Source organism: Hyphomicrobium sp. DMF-1 (genome assembly GCF_027886585.1).
Classification (GTDB): domain Bacteria; phylum Pseudomonadota; class Alphaproteobacteria; order Rhizobiales; family Hyphomicrobiaceae; genus Hyphomicrobium_C; species Hyphomicrobium_C zavarzinii.
On sequence record NZ_CP115706.1, the window covers coordinates 990,226 to 1,009,019 of the forward strand.

20 protein-coding genes are annotated in these 18,794 nt (G+C 63.9%); 9 read left to right on the plus strand and 11 right to left on the minus strand.

Features of this window, described 5'->3' with window-relative positions:
- Window position 1: 1 nt before the first annotated feature.
- Window positions 2-1,351: a penicillin-insensitive murein endopeptidase gene (mepA, locus tag PE058_RS04475; protein ID WP_020084165.1), complete on the minus strand. Its 1,350-nt coding sequence runs from the start codon at window positions 1,349-1,351 to the stop codon at window positions 2-4.
- A 220-nt stretch (window positions 1,352-1,571) separates the two neighbouring features.
- On the opposite strand from mepA, the gene PE058_RS04480 reads away from it, so the two are divergent.
- The gene (locus PE058_RS04480; RefSeq protein ID WP_271029979.1) at window positions 1,572-2,225 is read left to right on the plus strand and encodes an alpha/beta family hydrolase; all 654 of its coding nucleotides are present in this window, start codon (window positions 1,572-1,574) and stop codon (window positions 2,223-2,225) included.
- Here PE058_RS04480 and PE058_RS04485 read toward each other — a convergent pair.
- Window positions 2,213-2,662 carry a tellurite resistance TerB family protein gene (locus tag PE058_RS04485; RefSeq protein WP_271029980.1) on the minus strand — a complete coding sequence of 150 codons (450 nt, stop codon included), beginning with the start codon at window positions 2,660-2,662 and terminating at the stop codon, window positions 2,213-2,215. The two genes, PE058_RS04480 and PE058_RS04485, sit on opposite strands and share 13 nt — an antisense overlap.
- A 14-nt stretch (window positions 2,663-2,676) precedes the next feature.
- Window positions 2,677-3,681, minus strand: coding sequence for an alpha/beta fold hydrolase (locus PE058_RS04490; protein ID WP_271029981.1), 1,005 nt, complete (start codon window positions 3,679-3,681; stop codon window positions 2,677-2,679).
- 323 nt (window positions 3,682-4,004) lie between these two features.
- On the opposite strand from PE058_RS04490, the gene folE reads away from it, so the two are divergent.
- The 3 genes from folE (at window position 4,005) to PE058_RS04505 (ending at window position 6,035) form a co-directional block, all read left to right on the plus strand.
- Window positions 4,005-4,607, plus strand: coding sequence for a GTP cyclohydrolase I FolE (folE, locus tag PE058_RS04495; protein WP_020084169.1), 603 nt, complete (start codon window positions 4,005-4,007; stop codon window positions 4,605-4,607).
- Between the two features lie 31 nt (window positions 4,608-4,638).
- Window positions 4,639-5,457: an SDR family oxidoreductase gene (locus tag PE058_RS04500; RefSeq protein ID WP_271029982.1), complete on the plus strand. Its 819-nt coding sequence runs from the start codon at window positions 4,639-4,641 to the stop codon at window positions 5,455-5,457.
- 161 nt (window positions 5,458-5,618) lie between these two features.
- A complete protein-coding gene (locus PE058_RS04505) occupies window positions 5,619-6,035 on the plus strand; it encodes a universal stress protein (protein WP_020084171.1) in 417 nt (138 codons plus the stop codon).
- Between the two features lie 34 nt (window positions 6,036-6,069).
- Here PE058_RS04505 and truA read toward each other — a convergent pair whose 3' ends face one another.
- The 4 genes from truA to def form a co-directional block, all read right to left on the minus strand.
- The gene (gene truA / locus PE058_RS04510) at window positions 6,070-6,828 is read right to left on the minus strand and encodes a tRNA pseudouridine(38-40) synthase TruA (protein WP_271029983.1); all 759 of its coding nucleotides are present in this window, start codon (window positions 6,826-6,828) and stop codon (window positions 6,070-6,072) included.
- Between the two features lie 107 nt (window positions 6,829-6,935).
- On the minus strand, window positions 6,936-7,196 hold the full coding sequence (locus tag PE058_RS04515) for a hypothetical protein (protein WP_271029984.1): 261 nt from the start codon (window positions 7,194-7,196) through the stop codon (window positions 6,936-6,938).
- 94 nt (window positions 7,197-7,290) lie between these two features.
- Window positions 7,291-8,235 (minus strand): methionyl-tRNA formyltransferase, encoded by a 945-nt coding sequence (fmt, locus tag PE058_RS04520; RefSeq protein ID WP_271029985.1) that lies wholly within the window; start codon window positions 8,233-8,235, stop codon window positions 7,291-7,293.
- A gap of 32 nt (window positions 8,236-8,267) precedes the next feature.
- Complete coding sequence (def, locus tag PE058_RS04525; protein WP_020084175.1) at window positions 8,268-8,786, minus strand: peptide deformylase; 519 nt, start codon at window positions 8,784-8,786, stop codon at window positions 8,268-8,270.
- 170 nt (window positions 8,787-8,956) lie between these two features.
- On the opposite strand from def, the gene PE058_RS04530 reads away from it, so the two are divergent.
- Window positions 8,957-9,424, plus strand: a complete 468-nt coding sequence (locus PE058_RS04530) for an ATP-dependent zinc protease family protein (protein ID WP_020084176.1) — start codon at window positions 8,957-8,959, stop codon at window positions 9,422-9,424.
- A gap of 24 nt (window positions 9,425-9,448) precedes the next feature.
- Here PE058_RS04530 and PE058_RS04535 read toward each other — a convergent pair whose 3' ends face one another.
- The 4 genes from PE058_RS04535 to PE058_RS04550 form a co-directional block, all read right to left on the minus strand.
- Window positions 9,449-10,552 (minus strand): glycosyltransferase family 4 protein, encoded by a 1,104-nt coding sequence (locus PE058_RS04535; RefSeq protein ID WP_083929024.1) that lies wholly within the window; start codon window positions 10,550-10,552, stop codon window positions 9,449-9,451.
- Window positions 10,553-10,660: 108 nt separating this feature from the next.
- Window positions 10,661-12,034, minus strand: a complete 1,374-nt coding sequence (locus PE058_RS04540) for an MATE family efflux transporter (protein WP_271029986.1) — start codon at window positions 12,032-12,034, stop codon at window positions 10,661-10,663.
- 87 nt (window positions 12,035-12,121) lie between these two features.
- Window positions 12,122-12,727 (minus strand): recombination mediator RecR, encoded by a 606-nt coding sequence (recR, locus tag PE058_RS04545; protein ID WP_020084179.1) that lies wholly within the window; start codon window positions 12,725-12,727, stop codon window positions 12,122-12,124.
- Window positions 12,728-12,901: 174 nt separating this feature from the next.
- Complete coding sequence (locus PE058_RS04550; protein WP_020084180.1) at window positions 12,902-13,924, minus strand: helix-turn-helix domain-containing protein; 1,023 nt, start codon at window positions 13,922-13,924, stop codon at window positions 12,902-12,904.
- Window positions 13,925-14,129: 205 nt separating this feature from the next.
- Here PE058_RS04550 and PE058_RS04555 point away from each other — a divergent pair, with 205 nt between their 5' ends.
- The 4 genes from PE058_RS04555 to PE058_RS04570 all read left to right on the plus strand — a co-directional run bounded on the left by PE058_RS04555 (window position 14,130) and on the right by PE058_RS04570 (window position 18,780).
- The gene (locus PE058_RS04555; protein ID WP_051113734.1) at window positions 14,130-14,621 is read left to right on the plus strand and encodes a MarR family winged helix-turn-helix transcriptional regulator; all 492 of its coding nucleotides are present in this window, start codon (window positions 14,130-14,132) and stop codon (window positions 14,619-14,621) included.
- 281 nt (window positions 14,622-14,902) lie between these two features.
- The gene (locus PE058_RS04560; RefSeq protein ID WP_020084182.1) at window positions 14,903-17,083 is read left to right on the plus strand and encodes a DUF1217 domain-containing protein; all 2,181 of its coding nucleotides are present in this window, start codon (window positions 14,903-14,905) and stop codon (window positions 17,081-17,083) included.
- A gap of 322 nt (window positions 17,084-17,405) precedes the next feature.
- The gene (locus PE058_RS04565) at window positions 17,406-18,128 is read left to right on the plus strand and encodes a GntR family transcriptional regulator (protein ID WP_271029987.1); all 723 of its coding nucleotides are present in this window, start codon (window positions 17,406-17,408) and stop codon (window positions 18,126-18,128) included.
- 274 nt (window positions 18,129-18,402) lie between these two features.
- Window positions 18,403-18,780, plus strand: coding sequence for a TadE family protein (locus PE058_RS04570; RefSeq protein WP_271029988.1), 378 nt, complete (start codon window positions 18,403-18,405; stop codon window positions 18,778-18,780).
- Window positions 18,781-18,794: the final 14 nt, after the last annotated feature.

The window sequence follows — 18,794 nt, forward strand, 5'->3', positions numbered from 1 at the left end:
CTTATCGCCCAGCTTTAGACGGCGGCGGCGCGCTGCCGGCAGCGGGTGCGGCGTCGGTCGCGGCCACGTCCTTCTCGGGAGGCGCCGCAGGGCCGGCATTCTTACTCGTATCAACCAATTGAGCGGGCTCGGTCGGCGGCACGTTTCCGCCTGCCGTCAGCACCGTGCGGCAATCGGCCGGAAGATCGGCGAGCGTCATCTCGGGCTTGGGCGGCGCAGGCTTGGAAGGCTTCGGCGGCGGCTTCGACGCATCGACCGGCGGCTTGGGCTTCGGCGCGACTTTCTTCAGCCAATCCTTCAGTTCCCCATCGCAACCGTCATCGCCGGGAACGGGGGGCTGATGCTGGCAATTGGCGGATCCTTTCGGGCAGCCGATGCGCATGTGGAAATGGTAGAAGTGCCCGAAGTAGGGGCGCACCTTGCTCAGCCACGCCCGATCATCCTTGGGGGCGGCTTCGCAGAGCGCTTTCTTGATCGCGGGGTGGACGAGAATGCGCTCCACGGCAGAATAGGACGCGGCGCGCTTGATCAGCTTCACCTGACCTTCGCCCCAAACCTTCGGATCGACCGAGCTGTAATTCGAGATCATGGAAACGGCCGACATGTCCTCACGCTCGCGGCGCGTGAGCTTGCGGTCCGGCATGGGCGTCAGCCAGATGTCGGCGTCGAGCCCCACCTGATGGCTTGCGTGGCCCGAGATCATCGGGCCGCCGCGCGGTTGCGAAATGTCGCCGACGAGAAGACCCGGCCATTCCTTGTTGGCGGTGCTCTCACGTGCTAGGCGTTCGATGATCTTGATGAGATCGGGATGTCCCCACATGCGGTTGCGGGACAAGCGCATCACCTGCCAGCCGGGGCCGTCGACGGCGAGCGGCTTGGCGCCTGCCAGGCAGCCTTTGGCGTACCAGCCAACGGCGCGGGCCGCGAGGGGAGCTGCCGACTTCACGGAGCCGAAAAGCTGCTTGGCGGAGAGAGCCGGCTTCTTCGGCTTTTCCTTGTCGGCAGCGGCGTCCTTTGTATCCTTCGGGTCCGCCTTCGCGGCCGCGGCCTTTTCGGCGGGTGCGGCGGCAGCCGGCGCTTTTGCGGGGGGTGATGCCGGGGCGGCAGCTTTTGCGGGCGCTTGAGGAGCGGGCCGCTCTGCAGGCTTGGGGGCGGGCGGAACTACGGCGTCCTTGGCGGCCTCGGCCGCTGCGGCGGCTTCAGCGGTGGCCGCGGCGGGGCCGTGCCACGTGCGCGCGGTTTCCTCGCTCGCGGTCTGGCTCGCACCTCGGCTGTCCTCGGCCGCGACGGGTCCGGACAGCACGAGCAACGGCGTGAACAGCCAAATTGCGACGCGTCGGGCGAATGCCATGAAACCCCGCAGCAAATCAGATGGGGTCATCCTAGCCGATGGCGGGGCCAAATTGCGACGACCTCGTCGAATCGCGTGGAAATTGTTCTGACGGGCGATCAGTTTTTGTCGTCGCGACCGTGACCGGACCGAGAGCCTATGTGATGATCCGGAGGCGTTGTCGCGAAATGTCTCGCGCGGCTCGTCTGCGATCCATCAGCCCCGCAAATCCGAGTGTGCCGTGACCGATCTGCTCATCACAGGACCTCGTAACGCCGAGACAGTGCTGGTGCTGGCGCCGGGTGCGGGCGCGCCGATGACGAGCCCCTGGATGGGGCGCGTTGCCGAGCTTCTGGGCGAGGCGGGTCTTCGCGTGGCGCGGTTCAATTTTTCTTACATGGCGGCGCGCGTTGCCATGGGATCGCGCAAGCCGCCTCCGAAGGCAGAGGCGCTGATCGCCGAGTATGACGCGGCGCTCGCGCGGATTTCCGCTGAAGCGGGGGCTGGAAAACGAATCCTGATCGGCGGGAAGTCTCTGGGCGGGCGTGTTGCCAGTCTCGGGGCACAGGCCTTTTTCGACGCCAAGCGAATCTCGGGGCTCGTGTGCCTCGGCTATCCGTTTCATCCGCCGAAACAGCCTCATGCGCTGCGAACCGCCCACCTCCTCGGCCTCACTTGCCCGACGCTGATCGTGCAGGGCGAGCGCGATCCGTTCGGCGGCGTGGAGGAGGTTGCGGCCTACGGCTTGCCGCCTTCGATCGCGGTTGCTTGGGCGCGGGACGGCGACCACGATCTGGCGCCGCGGCGCAGCTCCGGCGTGACGCTGGAGGATAACCTCGCCATGGCAGCGGGCGAGATTGCGCGTTTCGCCGAGCGCTGCGCTCAGACTGTCTGATGGCGCGCGCGGGCGCCACGCAGGAGCGCGGCGCAGGTCGGCTTTTCCAGCTCAAGCGTGTCCGCGAGCAGGGTCAGGAAGCGCTCCTCGTCATTGTGAACAGAGAGATCCGACACGGCGACCTCTGCGCACAGCACGTAGGCGGTCTCGTAGAGGCGCGGTGACAGGCTCCGCTTGACGATGGCGAGGACGTTGTCAACGCCGCCTGGCTTCTTCAGAAGCTTGCCGCATTCCTGCGCGGCATCCGCCAGCCAGTTGTCCGTATAGGACTGGAAGGGCGGCAGCTCGCGCACGATGGACCCGATGCGGGCCAGTTCCTCCGTTGTGATGGTGCGGTCGGCGGCCGACACCGTCACCATTGCGTAGATCAGCGCCTCGGGGGCGGAGATGCGGTCTGGCGTGTGCGTGCGGGTTTCGGGTTCATCCGGTGAGGACATGGAACGGTCAGGGCTCAAGGGGTTGAAGGAAGCGATGTGAGGGCATCGAGCAGCGCGGCATTGAATGCCTCCGGCTCCTCAATGTGGGGGGCGTGTCCGAGCTTCGGAAAGGCGATCAGGCGCGCGCCCTTGATACGGCTTTCGGCTTCACGTGCAAGCTCGGGGTAATTGCCGAGTGTCTTGGCGACCTCTGGGGATGCGCGGTTTTTGCCAATGGCGGTGGTGTCTTTCTCGCCGATCAGGAGGAGCGTGGGCACGGCGAGCCTCGGAAACTCGTGTACGACCGGTTGCGAGAAGATCATGTCGGAGGCGCGGGCCTGCGAGAGCACGACGCTGTCGCTGCCGGGCACTTGGTACATTGATGCGAGCATTTCCACCCAGCGATCGAACTCCGGTCTCCAGCGGCCATCGTAGTAGGTTTTCTGCTGATAGGCCTTGATACTCTCGGCCGTGGTCTTGCGTTCGCCTTCGATCAGCTCGTCGATGGTGCTCGGGGGGACGCCCTTGGCGCTCCAGTCCTCGAGCCCGATGGGGTTGACGAGAACGAGAGCTGCGGTCGCGGCCGGGAAGCTCAGCGCGTAGCGGGCCGCCAGCATGCCGCCCATCGAGTGACCGACGAGGATGGGGCGGGTGACGCCGATGCTGTCCAGAAGCGCGTGCGTGTTGGCTCCGAGCTGGTGCAAGCTCATCTGATAGGCGGCGGGCTTGGTGGACCGGCAGAATCCGATCTGGTCGGGCACGACCACCCGATAGCCGGCCGTGGCCAGCGGCGCGATCACGCCCTCCCATGTGGCACCGCAGAAGTTCTTGCCGTGAAAGAGCACCGCCGTTTTCCCGTTGGGGGTGCCTGCGGGGGCGATGTCCATATAGACCATGGTGAGCGGCTGGCCCTGGGAGGTGAAGACGAACTCCCGGACCGGGTGCGGATAGGGGAAGTCCTTCAGCATGGCATCCGCGCGGGCCTCGCCGGCGAACATGGCTAATCCCATCGCCAACACGAAGGCGCCTCGCCAATCCATCGTGTCCCTCTCTGCCTGTTTTCTGCGTCTCGGCGGGATATGGCGTCTATCTTGCGGTGCACAAGGTTGCGGCCTGGTGCCGCGTTCCCGCATTAAGCATGGTGCGAGCGGGGCGCGCGCAGGGGCGGCCCAACTTCTTTTCTTTCCCTTTGGCGACACTATGTTATTGGGAGGCCAAACGTCAGGCTTCCCTTTATTTTCCGGACCTCGTGGGGCGGATCGCAGGGTGCTTTCCGTGTCCCGCGAAACTGATCCGGGACGGCACCGGTTTCGTAACACACGAGCAGTTCCGTTATTTCTCTACAAGGCAATCGCCCACACCCATGAAAAGTAAGATCATCAAAGCTCCCGCCGCCGAGGCGCCTGCTCCCACGCGTGCCGAAGCCGAGGAGGCCGTGCGCACGTTGCTTCGCTGGGCTGGCGATAATCCGGAGCGGGATGGACTGCTGGAGACGCCCTCGCGTGTCGTGAAGGCTTACCAGGAGTATTTCCGCGGCTATCACGACGATCCGGAGGCCATCCTCCAGAAGACGTTCGAGGAGATCGAGGGCTACGACGAGATGATCGTGCTGCGCTCGATCCGTTTCGAGAGCCATTGCGAGCATCACATGGCGCCGATCGTCGGGCGTGCCTGGGTGGGTTACATCCCGAACGGGCGCGTGGTCGGCATATCGAAGCTCGCGCGTGTCGTCGAGACCTATGCGAAGCGTCTCCAGATCCAGGAGAAGATGACGTCTCAGATCGCCAACACGATCGACAAGGTGCTCAACCCGCAAGGCGTGGCCGTGGTCATCAAGGCCGAGCACCACTGCATGACGACGCGTGGCGTGCACAAGCCGGGCACGGACTTGGTGACGAGCCGCATGCTCGGCATTTTCCGGGACAACGCGATTACCCGGCAAGAATTCCTTTCCATGATCGACTGAGTAAGTCCTGGGTTTCTTTGGAGTTGTCTGCGTGAGCGCCGACAAGACTGTACTTATTACCGGCGCATCCAGCGGAATCGGTAGAGCAACGGCAGAGCTTTTCGCACAGCGCGGCTGGACCGTGGCTGCAACCATGCGCAAGCCCGAGACCAGCGATCTCGCCAGCAAGTCGGATCGCATCCGCCTGTTCAAGCTCGATGTGACGGATCAGGCGTCCGTGGATGCGGCCGTCGCCGACGTGATCGCCCAGTGCGGCGGCATCGACGTGGTCGTCAACAACGCGGGCTATGGCCTGATGGGGCCGTTCGAGGCGCAGACGGACGAGCAGATCCGACGCCAGTTCGAGACCAATCTGTTCGGTGTGTTGAACGTGACGCGCGCTGTGCTGCCTCACATGCGCGAGCGCCGTCAGGGGCGGATCGTCAACGTCGGATCGGCGGCAGGCCGCATGACGCTGCCGCTCTATTCGATGTACAGCGCCACCAAGTGGGCGCTCGAAGGTTTCTCCGAGGGGCTCTGGTTCGAGCTCCGCCAGCACAACATCAAGGTCAAGATCATCGAGCCCGGCATGATCAAGACCGATTTCTTCGAGCGCTCCCGCGAGGTGGCGACGAAGCCGGGGCTCACGGCCTACGACGACTTCGTGGCGCAGGTCGCGCCCAACCTGAAGGCGTGGGAAGAGGCGGGCGCAGAGTCCGATGTGGTCGCGCGCAGCATCTGGCGCGCCTCCACCAGCATCTGGCCGCGCCTTCGCTATCAGCCCAACGCAACGTTTACCGTGTGGGGCCGCGGGTGGGTGCCAGGTCACCTCTATGTGCGCCTCATCCGGCGCCTCTTCAATGCGTGGTAACGAGGCGCGCAAAACACGCGCGTTTGTTGAAGCATTTTCTACAATGCTCCGCGTACCCGTTCAGTAATCGTCCTTTCGGTTGATCTCACTCAATGTCTGCTATGATGGTCGCTGCGATCCTGTGATCCGACGAGCGAAAGTCAGTAGGAAAGAGGTGGATCATGACGAAGATTCTCTGCGCAGTTGACGACACGGAGCATAGCAAGCCGGCAATCGATCTCGCCGCGAAGCTCGCCCTTGCTCTCAAAGGGGATCTCACCGTTGCGACGGTGAACCAGTTGATCGGCGGATACGGCCGGGGTGGAGCGGCAACGCTCTTCTGGACCGAAAACGAGCTGCAGAACGTCCTTCAGAAGGCAGCCGCAGAGGCGAAGTCCGCAGGCATCGCGAACGTGAAAGCGGTGAGCATCGAGAGCCGCGATCTTGCGCTGGCGATCACCGACTATGCCCGCGAGGGCAACTTCGATCACATCGTAGTGGGTACCGGCGGCAAGAGCGCCGTCTCTCGCATGATGCTCGGATCGGTGTCGCGTGACGTGGTGCATCTGGCGCATTGCCCGGTGACGGTCGCGCGTTAATCCGCGTTCCATTAACGGGATCGTTGTTTCGTTTTCAATCAGTCGTGGCAGACGGGCCGTAGTCGACCGCCATCAGGTAAAGGCCTGATGCGGGGGCGACCGGCCCGCAAGCCGTTCTGTCGCGCGCTTCGAGTGCCTGGCGAAGATCGTCACGGGTCCATTTTCCGTCACCCACGAGCTTCAAGCTGCCGACCATCGAGCGCACCTGATTGTGCAGAAACGAGCGCGCGGAGGCGGTGATGCGAATTTCCTCTCCGTCCAAACTCACATCGAACCGGTCGAGTGTGCGCAGCGGCGACTTGGCCTGGCATTGAGCGGCGCGGAAGGTCGTGAAGTCGTGGCGGCCCACAAGCGCGGAGGCGGCATCCCTCATGGCTTCGCCGTCGAGCTTGCGCGGAACCCACCATACCCGGTTGCGATCGAGGGCAGGCGGCGAGCGCCGTGCCAGGATGCGGTAGAGATAGTGCCGCGCGGTGGCGCTGAAGCGCGCGTCGAAGTTGCCCGGTACCTCCGCGCAATCGATCACGACGATCGGCTGCGGCTTGAGATAAAAGTTGATGCCATCGCGCAGGCGCGAAGCGGGCCATTCCTTCTCAATATCGAAATGAGCGACCTGCCCGCGGGCGTGTACGCCTGCGTCCGTGCGGCCCGCGCCACGGATGCCGGCGGGCGATCCCGTGAGCTTCAGGATTGCGGTTTCGAGCGCGCCCTGCACGGAGGTGCCGGCAGATTGGATCTGCCAGCCGACAAACGGCGTGCCGTCGTATTCGATAGCCAGGCGATAGCGGGGCATTGCGGAGACTTGCTTGTTGGCGAAGGCCCCTGCCTACTCTTTCAGGCGCAGCACCTCAAGGGCGCGCAGAAAAGGGGCTCGCCCGGGCTCAGCGTGCCGCCACGGCCTCAGCGCGGGGCGGCGCCGCGGACGGGAACGCCGGTGACGGGATCGTAGTAGTTGAGGCTCAGCGGCGTGCGGCCGCCGGGGTTCACGATCACATGGCGCTCGGAGGGCAGCGGGCGGAAGACGCGGACGCCTTCCTCAATGGTTACGGTGGCGCCGTATGCGTTCGACGGCTCGATACGGGTGGTGTGGGCGTCCTGCGCCTGGACGGTTGCGGCGGTGAGGAGAAGGGCGGCAGCGCCGGCTGATAGGCTACGGATCATCGTCGGCTCCAAAAGCTCGTTTTGCCGCGAGTTTAGGAGACAACGGCGCTCTGTGCTGGACGTTCGCGCGCGATGCTTAATGCGGCGCGCGCCGTCAATCCGCGCGGCCGATGCGGGTGCCGCGAGGAATGGTGAAGCCGCGCAGGAATTCGTCCGCGGTCATGGCCCGCTTACCGGCGCGCTGGATCTCCACCAGGCGGACAGCGCCATCCCCGCAGGCGATCGCGAGCTTGTCGTCGAGCACCGCGCCGGGGTGGCCCTGGCCTTCCACGAGGGTGGTGCGCAGCACCTTGATGCGCTCGGGCTTGCCGCCTTGGAGCGTCGCCTCGAACCAGGCTCCGGGAAACGGCGAGAGGCCCCGGACGTGGTTATGGACCTCGGCGGCCGGCTTCGAGAAGTCGATCTGGCTTTCCTTCTTGTCGATCTTGGCGGCGTAGGTCACGCCTTCCGCGGGCTGCGCGAGCGTGGCGAAGGTTCCGGCTTCGAGGTCCGCCAGCGCCTTCACGATCAGGGCGGCGCCGCGCTCGGAGAGCAGGTCGTGCAACTCGCCGGCCGTGAGGTCGGGCGTGATCGGCACCACGTCCGTCAGGCCGACGGGGCCCGTATCCAGCCCCTCGTCCATGCGCATGACCATTACGGCGGTGTGCGCGTCGCCTGCCATGATGGCGCGTTGGATGGGAGCGGCGCCGCGCCATCGCGGGAGCTCCGATGCGTGCACGTTGAAGCAGCCCAGGCGGGGGGCTGCGAGCACGGCGGCCGGAAGCAGCAAGCCATAGGCGATGACTACGGCCGCATCGGCACCTAGGCTCGCGAAGGCCGCTTGCTCTTCAGGCGATTTCAGGGATTGCGGCGTCCGGACGGGGATGCCGAGAGCCGCCGCCTTGGCATGAACGGGAGTGGGGCGTTCGGCCATGCCCCGCCCGGCCGGGCGGGGCGGCTGGGAATAGACCGCGACGACGTCGTGGCCCGCGGCCACGATCGCCTCCAGGGCCGGGACCGAAAAGTCCGGCGTTCCCATGAACACGAGCTTCAAAGGCATGAGGGCTCCGGCTGTCCCGACGGGGTGGCGGCTCAGGCCGGGGCTTCGCCGCGGGCCGCCTTCTTGAATTTGCGGACGACCATATCGCGCTTCAGCCGCGACAGAAAATCGATGATGAGCTTGCCGTTCAGATGATCCACCTCGTGTTGGATGGCGGTGGCGAGCAGGCCCTCCGCCTCGAGTTCACGCGGCTTTCCCTCACGGTCGATGTAGCCGAGGGTCAGGGTGGCCGGACGCTCGATATCGATGCGAAAATCGGGAATCGACAGGCAGCCTTCCTCGTGCACGCGGGTGGCCGTGCCGAGCTTCAGGATCTCGGGGTTGAAGAGGGTCAGCGGCCGCGGCTCGTTCTCGTCCTCGGAAACATCGAGCACGATCAGACGTTTCATGACCCCGACCTGGACGGCTGCCAGCCCGATGCCGGGGGCGTCGTACATCGTCTCCAGCATATCGTCGGCGAGCTTCAGCAGCTCGGCATCGACCCTCTCGATTGGGTCCGAGATCTTGCGCAGCTTGGGATCGGGCAGGGTGATGATGGGCAGCGTGGACATGGTCTTGAAATAGGGAAGTCCGGGGCGGCGGTCAATCTGCTGACCTGGTACAGTCCGGTGCGACCTCTTCTTCGTTAATGGCTAAGTACTATTACCAAGCTCGACAATCCTCCTGCATTCGTCTTCAACTCTCATGTAATATTGCGTGAGTCCCGCACTGAGACGGACGCATGAAGCATGATCTCAAACCGCTGATCATCGGACGCCGCGAGTGGGTGGCGCTGCCGGATCTCGGGCTTTATGCGATCAAGGCAAAGGTCGATACCGGAGCCAGGACATCGGCGCTGCATGCCGAGGCGGTCGAGACCTTTGGCCCCATTTCCGCGCCGCGCGTGCGGTTTCTCATTCACCCTCTTCTGGAACAGCCCGAGGTCGCAGTCTGGTGCGAGGCCGAGCTGCTCGGCGCGCGCGACGTGACAAGCTCGAGCGGCGAGCGGGAGAACCGCTGCATCATCCGCACGATGCTGCGCGTCGGTATGCGGGAGTGGCCGATCGAACTCGGGCTCACCAATCGCGAAGGGCTCGCGCACCGGATGCTGCTAGGCCGGCAGGCCATTAGACCGGGTATGCTGGTGGACCCGGCGCGCTCGTTTCTGCTGCCGAAGCTGAGCCCACGGCTTTATCGCGCGCCCGCGTAACCGGGTTTTTTCAATCGAACCAGATCAAGTAAGGCCCAGCGTGCGCAGCAGCGCGGCGTTGACATCGTTCACGTCGAAGCGGCGCTCAGCCTTGAGACGGGCGGCGCGCGATCCGGCGGACAGAAGGCCGGGGTTTCGCAGATAGCTCTCCATGGCGACCACAAGCTCTGCCACGTCGGCGGGAGCCACGAGGCAGCCGCTCACCTTCTCGTCGACCGTTTCCGCGCATCCGGGTGTGCGCGTGGTGATGACGGGTCGTCCCGTCGCGAGCGCTTCCAGGATGGAGCGGGGCATGCCCTCGGCGTAGGAGGGATAGACGTAGACATGGCAGGCGGCGAGGGCGGGGCGCACGTCGTCCAGTTGGCCCAGGTATTCGAGGGTGCCGCCATCGTCCAGGCTCTCGGGGGGCACCGCGTCGCGTGCGTCGCTCGGTGAGCCTGCAAGGCGAAAGACGGCGTTCGGCCAAGCTTTTTTTATGCGCTGGGCGGCCGCCTTGTATTCCAGGACGCCGCGGCGGCGCTCCAGGCGGCTCAGCATCAGGAAGACGAGGCCTTGATCGAGTGTGGGGAGCGGCTCGGCTCTGAACTCGGTCAGGTTTATGCCGCTGCCAGGCACGACCACGGTTTCGAGGCTGGGCCTCAGCAGACCGAGCCTTGCGAGCGTGCGCTCGTCGTCGCGGTTGTGGAACACGACGGCGTCGCTGGCGCGGAGCGCCTCGGCGAAGCGGCGACGACCCACGCTTTCGATGCCGTCGCTCGGCAAGCCGTTGACCATGGTGACGACGCGGCGGACATCGGCCCGGCGCGCGGCGTGGGCGGCCAGCATGGACGTTCTCAAGCCGAAGCTCACGACGACGTTGGGCTGCCAGTCCTTGAACTGGGTGACGAGGCTCGAAATCATCTGCCAGTCGGTCACGAGGCGGAGCGGGGAGGGAGGCGGTTCGAGGATGCGCTGCTGGGCACCGGCGGCCCGCAGGATGCGCGCATATTTTCCAAGGCCGGGCGGCGTGAGACAGAGCACGCGATGGCCGCGGGCGGTGAGCGCCTCGATGAGATCCCGCCGCAGGATGGCGGCTGACTCGGCCGATGGGGCGACCAAGGCGATGCGTTCCGATACTGGTTTGGTCACTGCGCGAGGCCGCTCATGTCGATTCGTATATCGGGGTAAATCCTATCCCACGGCAGCGCGCATCGCCAAGGAAAGGCGACCGGTATAAGCGCCGGGATATGCACAGCTTCAGATGTGCCGGAAGGGCTCGGATAGCAGTTTCTCGATGAGGTGCCTGCAAAGCCAGACGCTGAGGCACCCGAACAGGATGCCGCCAACCATGTGCCCGGCGAGTGCGCCCTCCGCTCCCGCGAGCGAGCTGCCCAGGTGAACCACGGGGATGGTTCCGAGCGTGGCCCGGCCCCAGTTCAAGAGCGTCGCGTAGTGGGGGAAGTCCAGCGTGTTGAAAACGGCGTTTGCGACGAACAGGGCGCCCATGAAGGCAAACAGGGGGGCGAGCCAATAGTTGAAGAGGTTGATCAGAGCTGCGGCGTCGCCTGTCGCTCCGAACAGACGGACGAGATGGGCTGACAGCAGCGCCAGCACGATCCAGGCGGCGAGCGTGAACGCGCCGTTGACGGCGAGCGCCAGCCTGAACGCTTGTCGCACGCGGTCTCCCTCGCGGGCCCCGTAGTTCTGGCCGATGATGGGGCCGATGGAGGACGAGAGCGCGTAGATGGTGCCGAACGCCACCGGAAGGATGCGGCCGATGATGGCCCAGCCCGCGACCGCGTCGTCGCCGTGCGTCGCGATGGCGGCGGTGACGTAGGCGTTGGAAACGGGTGTGGCGACGTTGGTAAGGATGGCGGGGACGGCGATGGATGCCATGGCCGGAATGTCGACGAGGAGCGCGGGCAGCCGGGGCCTAGCGACGAGCCCGTGCACGCCAATGACGCCGTAGAGCCCCACCAGCATGAAGACGATGCGCGCGATGACCGTGGCCCACGCCGCGCCTTCGATGCCGAGGCCCATCACGATGATGAAGATGGGATCGAGGATGGTGTTGATGATGGCGCCGTAGAGCGTGATGTTCATGGCGCGGCGCGCGTCTCCGATGGAGCGGAGCACGGCGGCCGACGTCATGGCGAGCGTCAACACGGGGATCGACGGCACGAGAATGTAGAGATACCGCGCGGCGAGATCGTGCGTGCGCCCGGTTGCGCCGAAGAGCGTCAGGAACCACGGTATGGCGAAGTAGATGAGAGCGGCGGCAGCGAGGCCAGCGACGAAGTTTGCAATGTGTGCGTTCACCGAGAAGCGGCAGGCGCGCAGGCGGCGGCCCTCTCCGAGGGCGCGGGACACGAGCGTCGTCGACGCGATCGAGAGGCCGATGCCGGTTCCGATCATCAGGAAGAGAATGGAGCTCGCATAGCCGACGGCGGCCAGCACGGCCTGATCGTCGAGGAGCGAGAGGAAGGCGATGTTGGCGAGATCGCTCAAGAAGATCGCGCCGAGCCCGACACCACCCGCGCCGCTCATGACCAGGATATGGCGCAGGAGCGATCCCACGACGAACTTCGCCGGGGCGCGTGGGAGAGCTTCCGCTTTTGTGGGGGCGTTCATCGTTGTCCTTGCGGGCGGATGCTCGGGGTGACGCGCGAGGTGTTTCAGATGCGTGCTGCTCGGCCGGCTTTGCCCGGGGCCTTTCGCTCAGATCCGTTTGCGGGATTTGATGGCGGCGGCCAGCGTTCCTTCGTCGAGATAGTCGAGCTCGCCGCCGATGGGGACACCCTGGGCGAGACGCGACACCACGACGCCGGTGGGGGCCAGTTGCTCAGTCAGATAGTGCGCGGTGGACTGTCCTTCCACGGTGGCGTTGAGCGCCAGGATGACCTCCTTCACCTCTCCGGAGGCGGCGCGGTCGATCAGCGTCGCGATGTTGAGGCGGTCGGGTCCGATGCCGTCGAGCGGCGAGAGGTGGCCGCCGAGGACGTGATAGGGCGCGTTGATGACGGCGGCTCTTTCGAGCGCCCAGAGATCTCCCATCTCCTCGACCACGACGATGAGCGACCTGTCCCGCCGCTCGTCGCGGCAGACGGTGCAGGGCGCCACGGTGTCGAGGCTGCCGCATACGGGGCATTCGACAATGGTGCGGACGGCGACGGCAAGGGCATCCGAGAGCGGTACGAGCAGATCCTCACGCCGCTTCAACAGGGCCAGCGCCGCCTTGCGGGCAGAACGCGGCCCAAGTCCGGGTAGACGTGCTAGGAGCTGGACAAGCCGCTCGATCTCGGGGCCGGCTATCTTTTTCGACATCTAGGCTTCTTGCAGGTTCTCAGAGCGAGGCTCCGAAGCGGCGTTCGGCTTTGGCTCGCACCGATGATTGGCTATTCGGAGGCATTGGGTCCGAAGCGAGCTTCGGTCTAAGCACGCTCGGCGCACGTTGTCACCTTGCGTCACGGCGCACTGTTCGTCCGCCGTCGGGGGAGATCAGCTTCCGGGAAGGCAGAGTGCCGAAGTTCTCTGGCCCTTGCGGATGCGGGCTTCCAGCGCCTGCGCGCTCTCCGTTTGCCGCTCCATGTGGCGGCGGAAGTCCGTCGGCGTCAGGCCGTAACGGCCCTTGAAGCGCCGGCCGAAGTGGGAGAGATCAGAGAAGCCCCATTTGAACGCGATCTCGCCGATGCTGCGGTGGGACTGAGCCGCATCCTCGAGCGCATTGCGGCATCGCTCGAGCCGCCGGTCGACCAGATAGCGCTCGAGAGACGTGTTTTCCTCGGCGAGCAGGGCATTGGCGTAGCGTACGGAAATACCCGCCTCTGCGGCAATGCGCTCAGGCTTGAGGCCCGGCTCGATCAAGAGCCGCTCGATGGTGGCTTTCAGGTGAAGGAGCGCGGTCGCCTTGGGCGAGGAGAGCGTGGTCTTGCGCTCGCGGCTGCCGTTCAGCGTGAGAGCTGCGAGATCGAGAATCTGCTCCGCCACCTTTAGCCCCGATACGCCGTCGAGCGTTTCGGCCTGTTGGGGAAGCATCTCGATGAACCCCATCGTCAGCGATCCGATGCCCGTGGAGGTGTCGATAGGACGGCCGGTCAGATCGGCGGTATTGCCGATGCGCGCTTCGAGCGAGGAGCGCGGGATCTTGACGATGACGTGTGTGCAGTGCTCGCGCAGCGTCAGCTCGAAGGGGCGGACGGGGTCGACCAGGTAAAGGCCGCGGCCCTGGAGCGTGCTCTCGCGGCCGTCCTGCATGAAGCCGACCTCTCCCGCGAAGAGGCCGCTGAGCAAGAGGTCGCCGCTGTCCTCGTGGGATGCGTTGCGCTCAGAGCGCTGCACGTGATGCGCATCTGCGTTAAATGTTGAGAGGCCTAGCCCGGGCAGGCTCGTGATCTGCACGCTGCCCCGGAACGAGGGGGCATCGCCGGGCTGGAAATCGTGCTCGACGTAGCCGCGCGTGGCAACCTCACGCCAGTAGCTGAGCCGCTCTCTCGGGTGCACGCCCTGGGTCGAATAGATCATAGCGATCGTCTTCTCGTGCTCGGATTGCCGTGTCAGTCGACAAATAGCGCCGCGTGGTGCGAGCGCCCTGCTCCCCTTTGCATTTCAATACAATTTCTCCACTGAGGAGTCGAATGGCGTTTTCCGCTTTCCCATCTTGGTTTCCGCCCACTGTCGATCCCCAGGCCAGGACTACCCCTGCGAGCAAAGGACGTTTAGAGCAGCCATGACGCGAAAAACTACGGGGCCCGATCTCGGACAGTCTCCTTTGCACCTGTTCCACCGAGCCGTCCAAGTGGTCACCGAGATCTATCAGACTGAGATGTCGTCTTACGATCTGACGGCCCGGCAGTATGCCGTGCTGTTCGCCCTCGCCCATTCGGAAGGGCTCAGCCAGAGCAAGCTGGTCGATGCAACGGGCATCGACCGCTCTACGATGGCGGACATCGTGCGCCGGATGCTCAAAAAGGGCATTATTCAGCGCAAGCGCGACAAAGAGGATGCGCGCGCCTACGAGGTGAAGATCACCGAAGAAGGCACGCGCCTGTTCAAGGCCGTGACGCCGATCGTGCACCGCATCGAGGAGAGGCTTCTTTCCTCGCTGAAGGGCGGCCGGGTCGAGGAATTCCTTGACGATCTCGGCACCATCGTCGGCGCAGTGGCGCCCCCGGCGGCGCCGGCCGCCAATGGTCACTTCGCCGAGAGCGAGGCCCGGTAACTCCGGACAAGACGAGCGCGGAACGGGCTGTCCCGTTCCGCTTTTGACCCCGTCTTTCCTTTTCCAAATTTTTCCCTTCCCCGATCGTTCCTGCCGCTCTCCCAGGTGGCCCGCCCCGCGATTTGCGGCAGGCTCGCATAAGCTCCTGACCTTATAGCTCGGCAAGCTGCCTGCGTGATTCGCGGCCTGTGGCCCGTCGTGCCGTGCTCCGGCCATCCGCGCGCCTGATCGCGATCTGCTTCAGCGACACACAGAGGCTGGGCGCGATTCGGAAAGCCGAAATGGTTTCCACATACCTCTCCTACAAGATGTACACCTCCGACCTTTCGAAGAGCGTCGCGCGCACGCTCTCGGATCCGCAGGTGTCGCGGGAGCAGACCTACTATCGCGACAACATCGGCAAGGTTACGTCGGTCGACGACTTCCTCAAGGATCAGCGTCTCTATTCCTACGCCATGAAGGCGTACGGCCTCGAGGACATGACCTACGCCAAAGCCTTCATGCGGAAGGTTCTGGAGAGCGATCTCACGGACGACAAGAGCTTCGTGCGCAAGCTCGTAGACCAGCGCTACATCACGTTTGCCAGGGCCTTCAATTTCACGACGACCGGAGATGTCGCCTCCGGCACGACCATCGCGCAGGACGCTTCGGACGAGGAGGACACTGTCGGGCTTTACTCCGAGCAGCGCGTGCGCAAGGGCGCCGCGGTTGCGGCGGAGGTCGAATACTATCAGGCCCGCATCGGATCGATCACCACCGCGGATCAGCTCGTTTCGGATTCGCGGCTGTTCTCGTTCGCACTCAAGTCCTTCGGGATCGATCCCAGCACCGCGTCCGAGGCAACGATCAAGAAAGTGCTGACGAGCGATCTGTCCGATCCGGACAGCATGGCCAACAAACTCAACGACAGCCGTTATCGCGAGCTTGCCGCCGGATTCTCTTTCGAGAGCGACGGGAGCGTTCCGGCGGGCCAGACGGCGCAAACGGCCGCGCAGCGCCGCGACACGATCCTTCTGCACTATGAAGCCACCGGAAACGGCACCTCGCCCGCCGCCGCGGCATTCAAGTCCCAGGCTTATGCCGAACTGATGGCGGGCGTCACGTCGGTCGACGATGTGGTCAACGACGATTTCCTGAAGACCTACGCCGCGACCGCCGCGGGGCTGGATCCGATCCTGCTCTCGCCCCTCACCCTGCGCGAGGTTCTGACCAGCGATCTTTCCGATCCCGACAGCCTCGCCAATTCGCTGGACAGCTATCGGACGCTGGCAGAGGCCTTCAATTTCAACACCGACGGTACGCTGGACGATGGCGTGCCGGCGCAGACGGCGGCTCAACTCGATAATTTCGCCGATGGCTATATCGAGAACTACGACAACAAGGTGGTGAGCACCGAGGAGCAGGAGACCAGCTACTACAAGCTCGCCATGTCGGAGGTGAAGTCGGTCGACGACCTTCTGGCCAACGCGAAGCTCTACAATTATGCGCTGAAGGCGTTCGATCTGGATCCGACGCAGGAATCGGCTTCCAAGATCAAGCAAGTGCTGAAGAGCGATCTTTCGAACAGGGACAGCTTCGCCAACAAGCTCGGCGATTCCCGCTATACCGCGCTGGCCGCCGCCTTCAACTTCGGCACCGATGGCGAGGCTCAGGGCGCCATCCGCGCGCAGATCACTCACTCCAAGTCGGAGACGATCACCCGCTACACCGTCACGCTCGGCAAGGAGGAGGCCGACCAGGCGCGTGGCAAGACCGAGAGCGAGTACTACAACCAGCAGATCGACACCATCACGTCCGTCGACGAGCTGCTCAAGGATACGCGCGTCGTCGCGTACATCAAGAAGGCGTTCGGGTTCGAGAAGGAGAGCATCTCGGATCAAACGCTCAGGCAGATCCTCACGAGCGATCCGTTCGACAGCAAGAGTTTCGTGAACAAGGGCGCTAACACCAAGTACCGGGATATGGCGGCTGCCTTCAATTTCGGCGCCGATGGCAAGGCGCAGCGTATCGCGTTGGGAGAGGCGCAGGACAAGGACGAGCGGATCCGTACTCAGGACATGTACATCCGCCAAACGATGGAAGAGCAGGCGGGCAGCCAGAACGAAGGCGTGCGGCTTGCGCTCTACTTCCAGCGCAAGGCTTCCAGCATCGTGTCTCCCTACTCCATCCTCGCCGACAAGGCGTTGCTCCAGGTGGTGCTCACGGCGCTGGCATTGCCCGACAGCATCGCGCAGGCGGAGGTCGACACTCAGGCCAAGGCTATCTCCAAGCGGCTCGACGTTGCCGATTTCAAGGATCCGGCGAAGGTCGAGAAATTCCTGGCGCGCTTCACCGCACTCTACGACGTCAACAATCAGCAGACGTCCTCATCGCCGGCTTCCATCCTGCTCGGCCAACAGCAGGGGGGCGTCATCAGTGACGCGCTCTTAAGTTCGATCCAAGCCACTAAACTTCGCTTCTAGCTAAAGTTGCGCCGTTGCTCGCGCGGGATCTCCGCTGCTTCTCGCGGAATGGATGCCCGCGCGCCCCGGGCAATTTCGAATTCCCGCTTCGCTATCTCATAAGTCATATCCTGCAACGGTTATCCATCATCCTGCAGCGATCCGTATGCTTTCGAAATGTAAGAAGAAGCTCAGTGAATGGCTGTTTAAATATACAATTTATGGTTGCATAAATGTGTTCTCACCCCTAAGACTTTTTACGAGCAAAGGCCGCTTCGTGAGATTGTCAGTTTGCTGAACGCAGCGTCGCTGAGGCTCGCTCTCAAGAGCTCGGGGGATCGGCATGCCTGATTTGGAAACACGCCTTGCGGCTCGTCCGCTCTATCTGCAGGTTCGCGACGTTCTCGTTCAACGCATCGTTGTCGGTCACTGGAAGCCGGGTGCTACGCTTCCCAACGAAACACAGCTTGCTCAGCAGCTCGGTATCAGCATCGGCACAGTGCGGAAGGCGTTGGACCTCATGGAGGTCGAGCGCATCGTCACGCGGCGGCAGGGGCGCGGCACCTTCGTCAACGACTATGCGGCTGCTGAAAATACCTTTCCGTTCTCGATGTTCCACGATTTCTCTGGTCACCGTATCTCCGGCCAGAAGCGTGCGCGGTCGGTGACGCGCATTCAGGCGTCTCTGCACGAAGCCGAACGGATGGGTGTGCGCAAGGGTGATGAGCTGATCAAGGTCGATCGCGTGCGCGAGCATCAGGGGCAGATCTTCTTGTCGGAGATCTGTTTACTGCCTGCGAAGCTCTTTTCGCGCATTCCGGAGGATTTCGGCAGCTATCGTCTTTCCGCGCTTGCGCAGCTCAACGCCATTCTCGTGGGGCGCGCGGACGAGAGCGTGGATATCGTGATGGCGAGTGAGGAGGACGGAGAGAACCTCAATGTTCCGCCCGGCACGCCTCTCCTGCGGCTGGATCGCCTCATCTACTCGGACCACGAGGATGTGCTCGAGTGGTGGGTGGCGCACTGCTTCATGCGCAATGAACGGTATCTCGTACGCTTCAACTGAGAGCAAGGCCGCGTGTCTGGAGATCCGCCGCGGGTGAGCATTCTCCATCCAACAACGGACGGTGGATGCGCGTTCTTCTTTAAATGATGTCCTTCTTCTCTTTAGCAGCAAAATAAGTTTGTCATGACTTCATCGATGGTTTTCCGTCGATCCGTTATTCGCCGTTTAGCATTAGGCGCCTAGGTTGTGACGCATGTCATGGCGAGGGTGTGTGATGCGTAATTTTCACAGACGGGTGCGAGATGCGGCGCAAGCCGATGCGGGATCCGCAGCAGTGGAGTTCGCGCTAATTTTTCCGGTGGCGTTGATTTTTTTCTGCGGCCTTCTCGCCTACGGGCTCTATTTCGGAGCTGCGCACTCCGTCCAGCAACTCGCCGCCGATGCGGCGCGTGCGTCGGTGAGCGGCCTCAACGATTCGGAGCGGGCATCGATCGCGAGTGCGCATGTGGCGGCGAGTGGCGGGGTCTATCCCTTGTTGCGTGCCGACCGCATCGCCGTTGCGGCGCATCCTCTCGCCGCCGATCCCTCGCAGTTCGAGGTGAAGGTCTCCTTCAACTCGCAGGATCTGCCGATCTGGCTTCTCTCCGGACTGGTTCCGCTGCCGGGAAAAGTCATCGAGCGAACAGCCGTCATCAAGCGCGGCGGCTATTGACCGCCTTTCTCAGT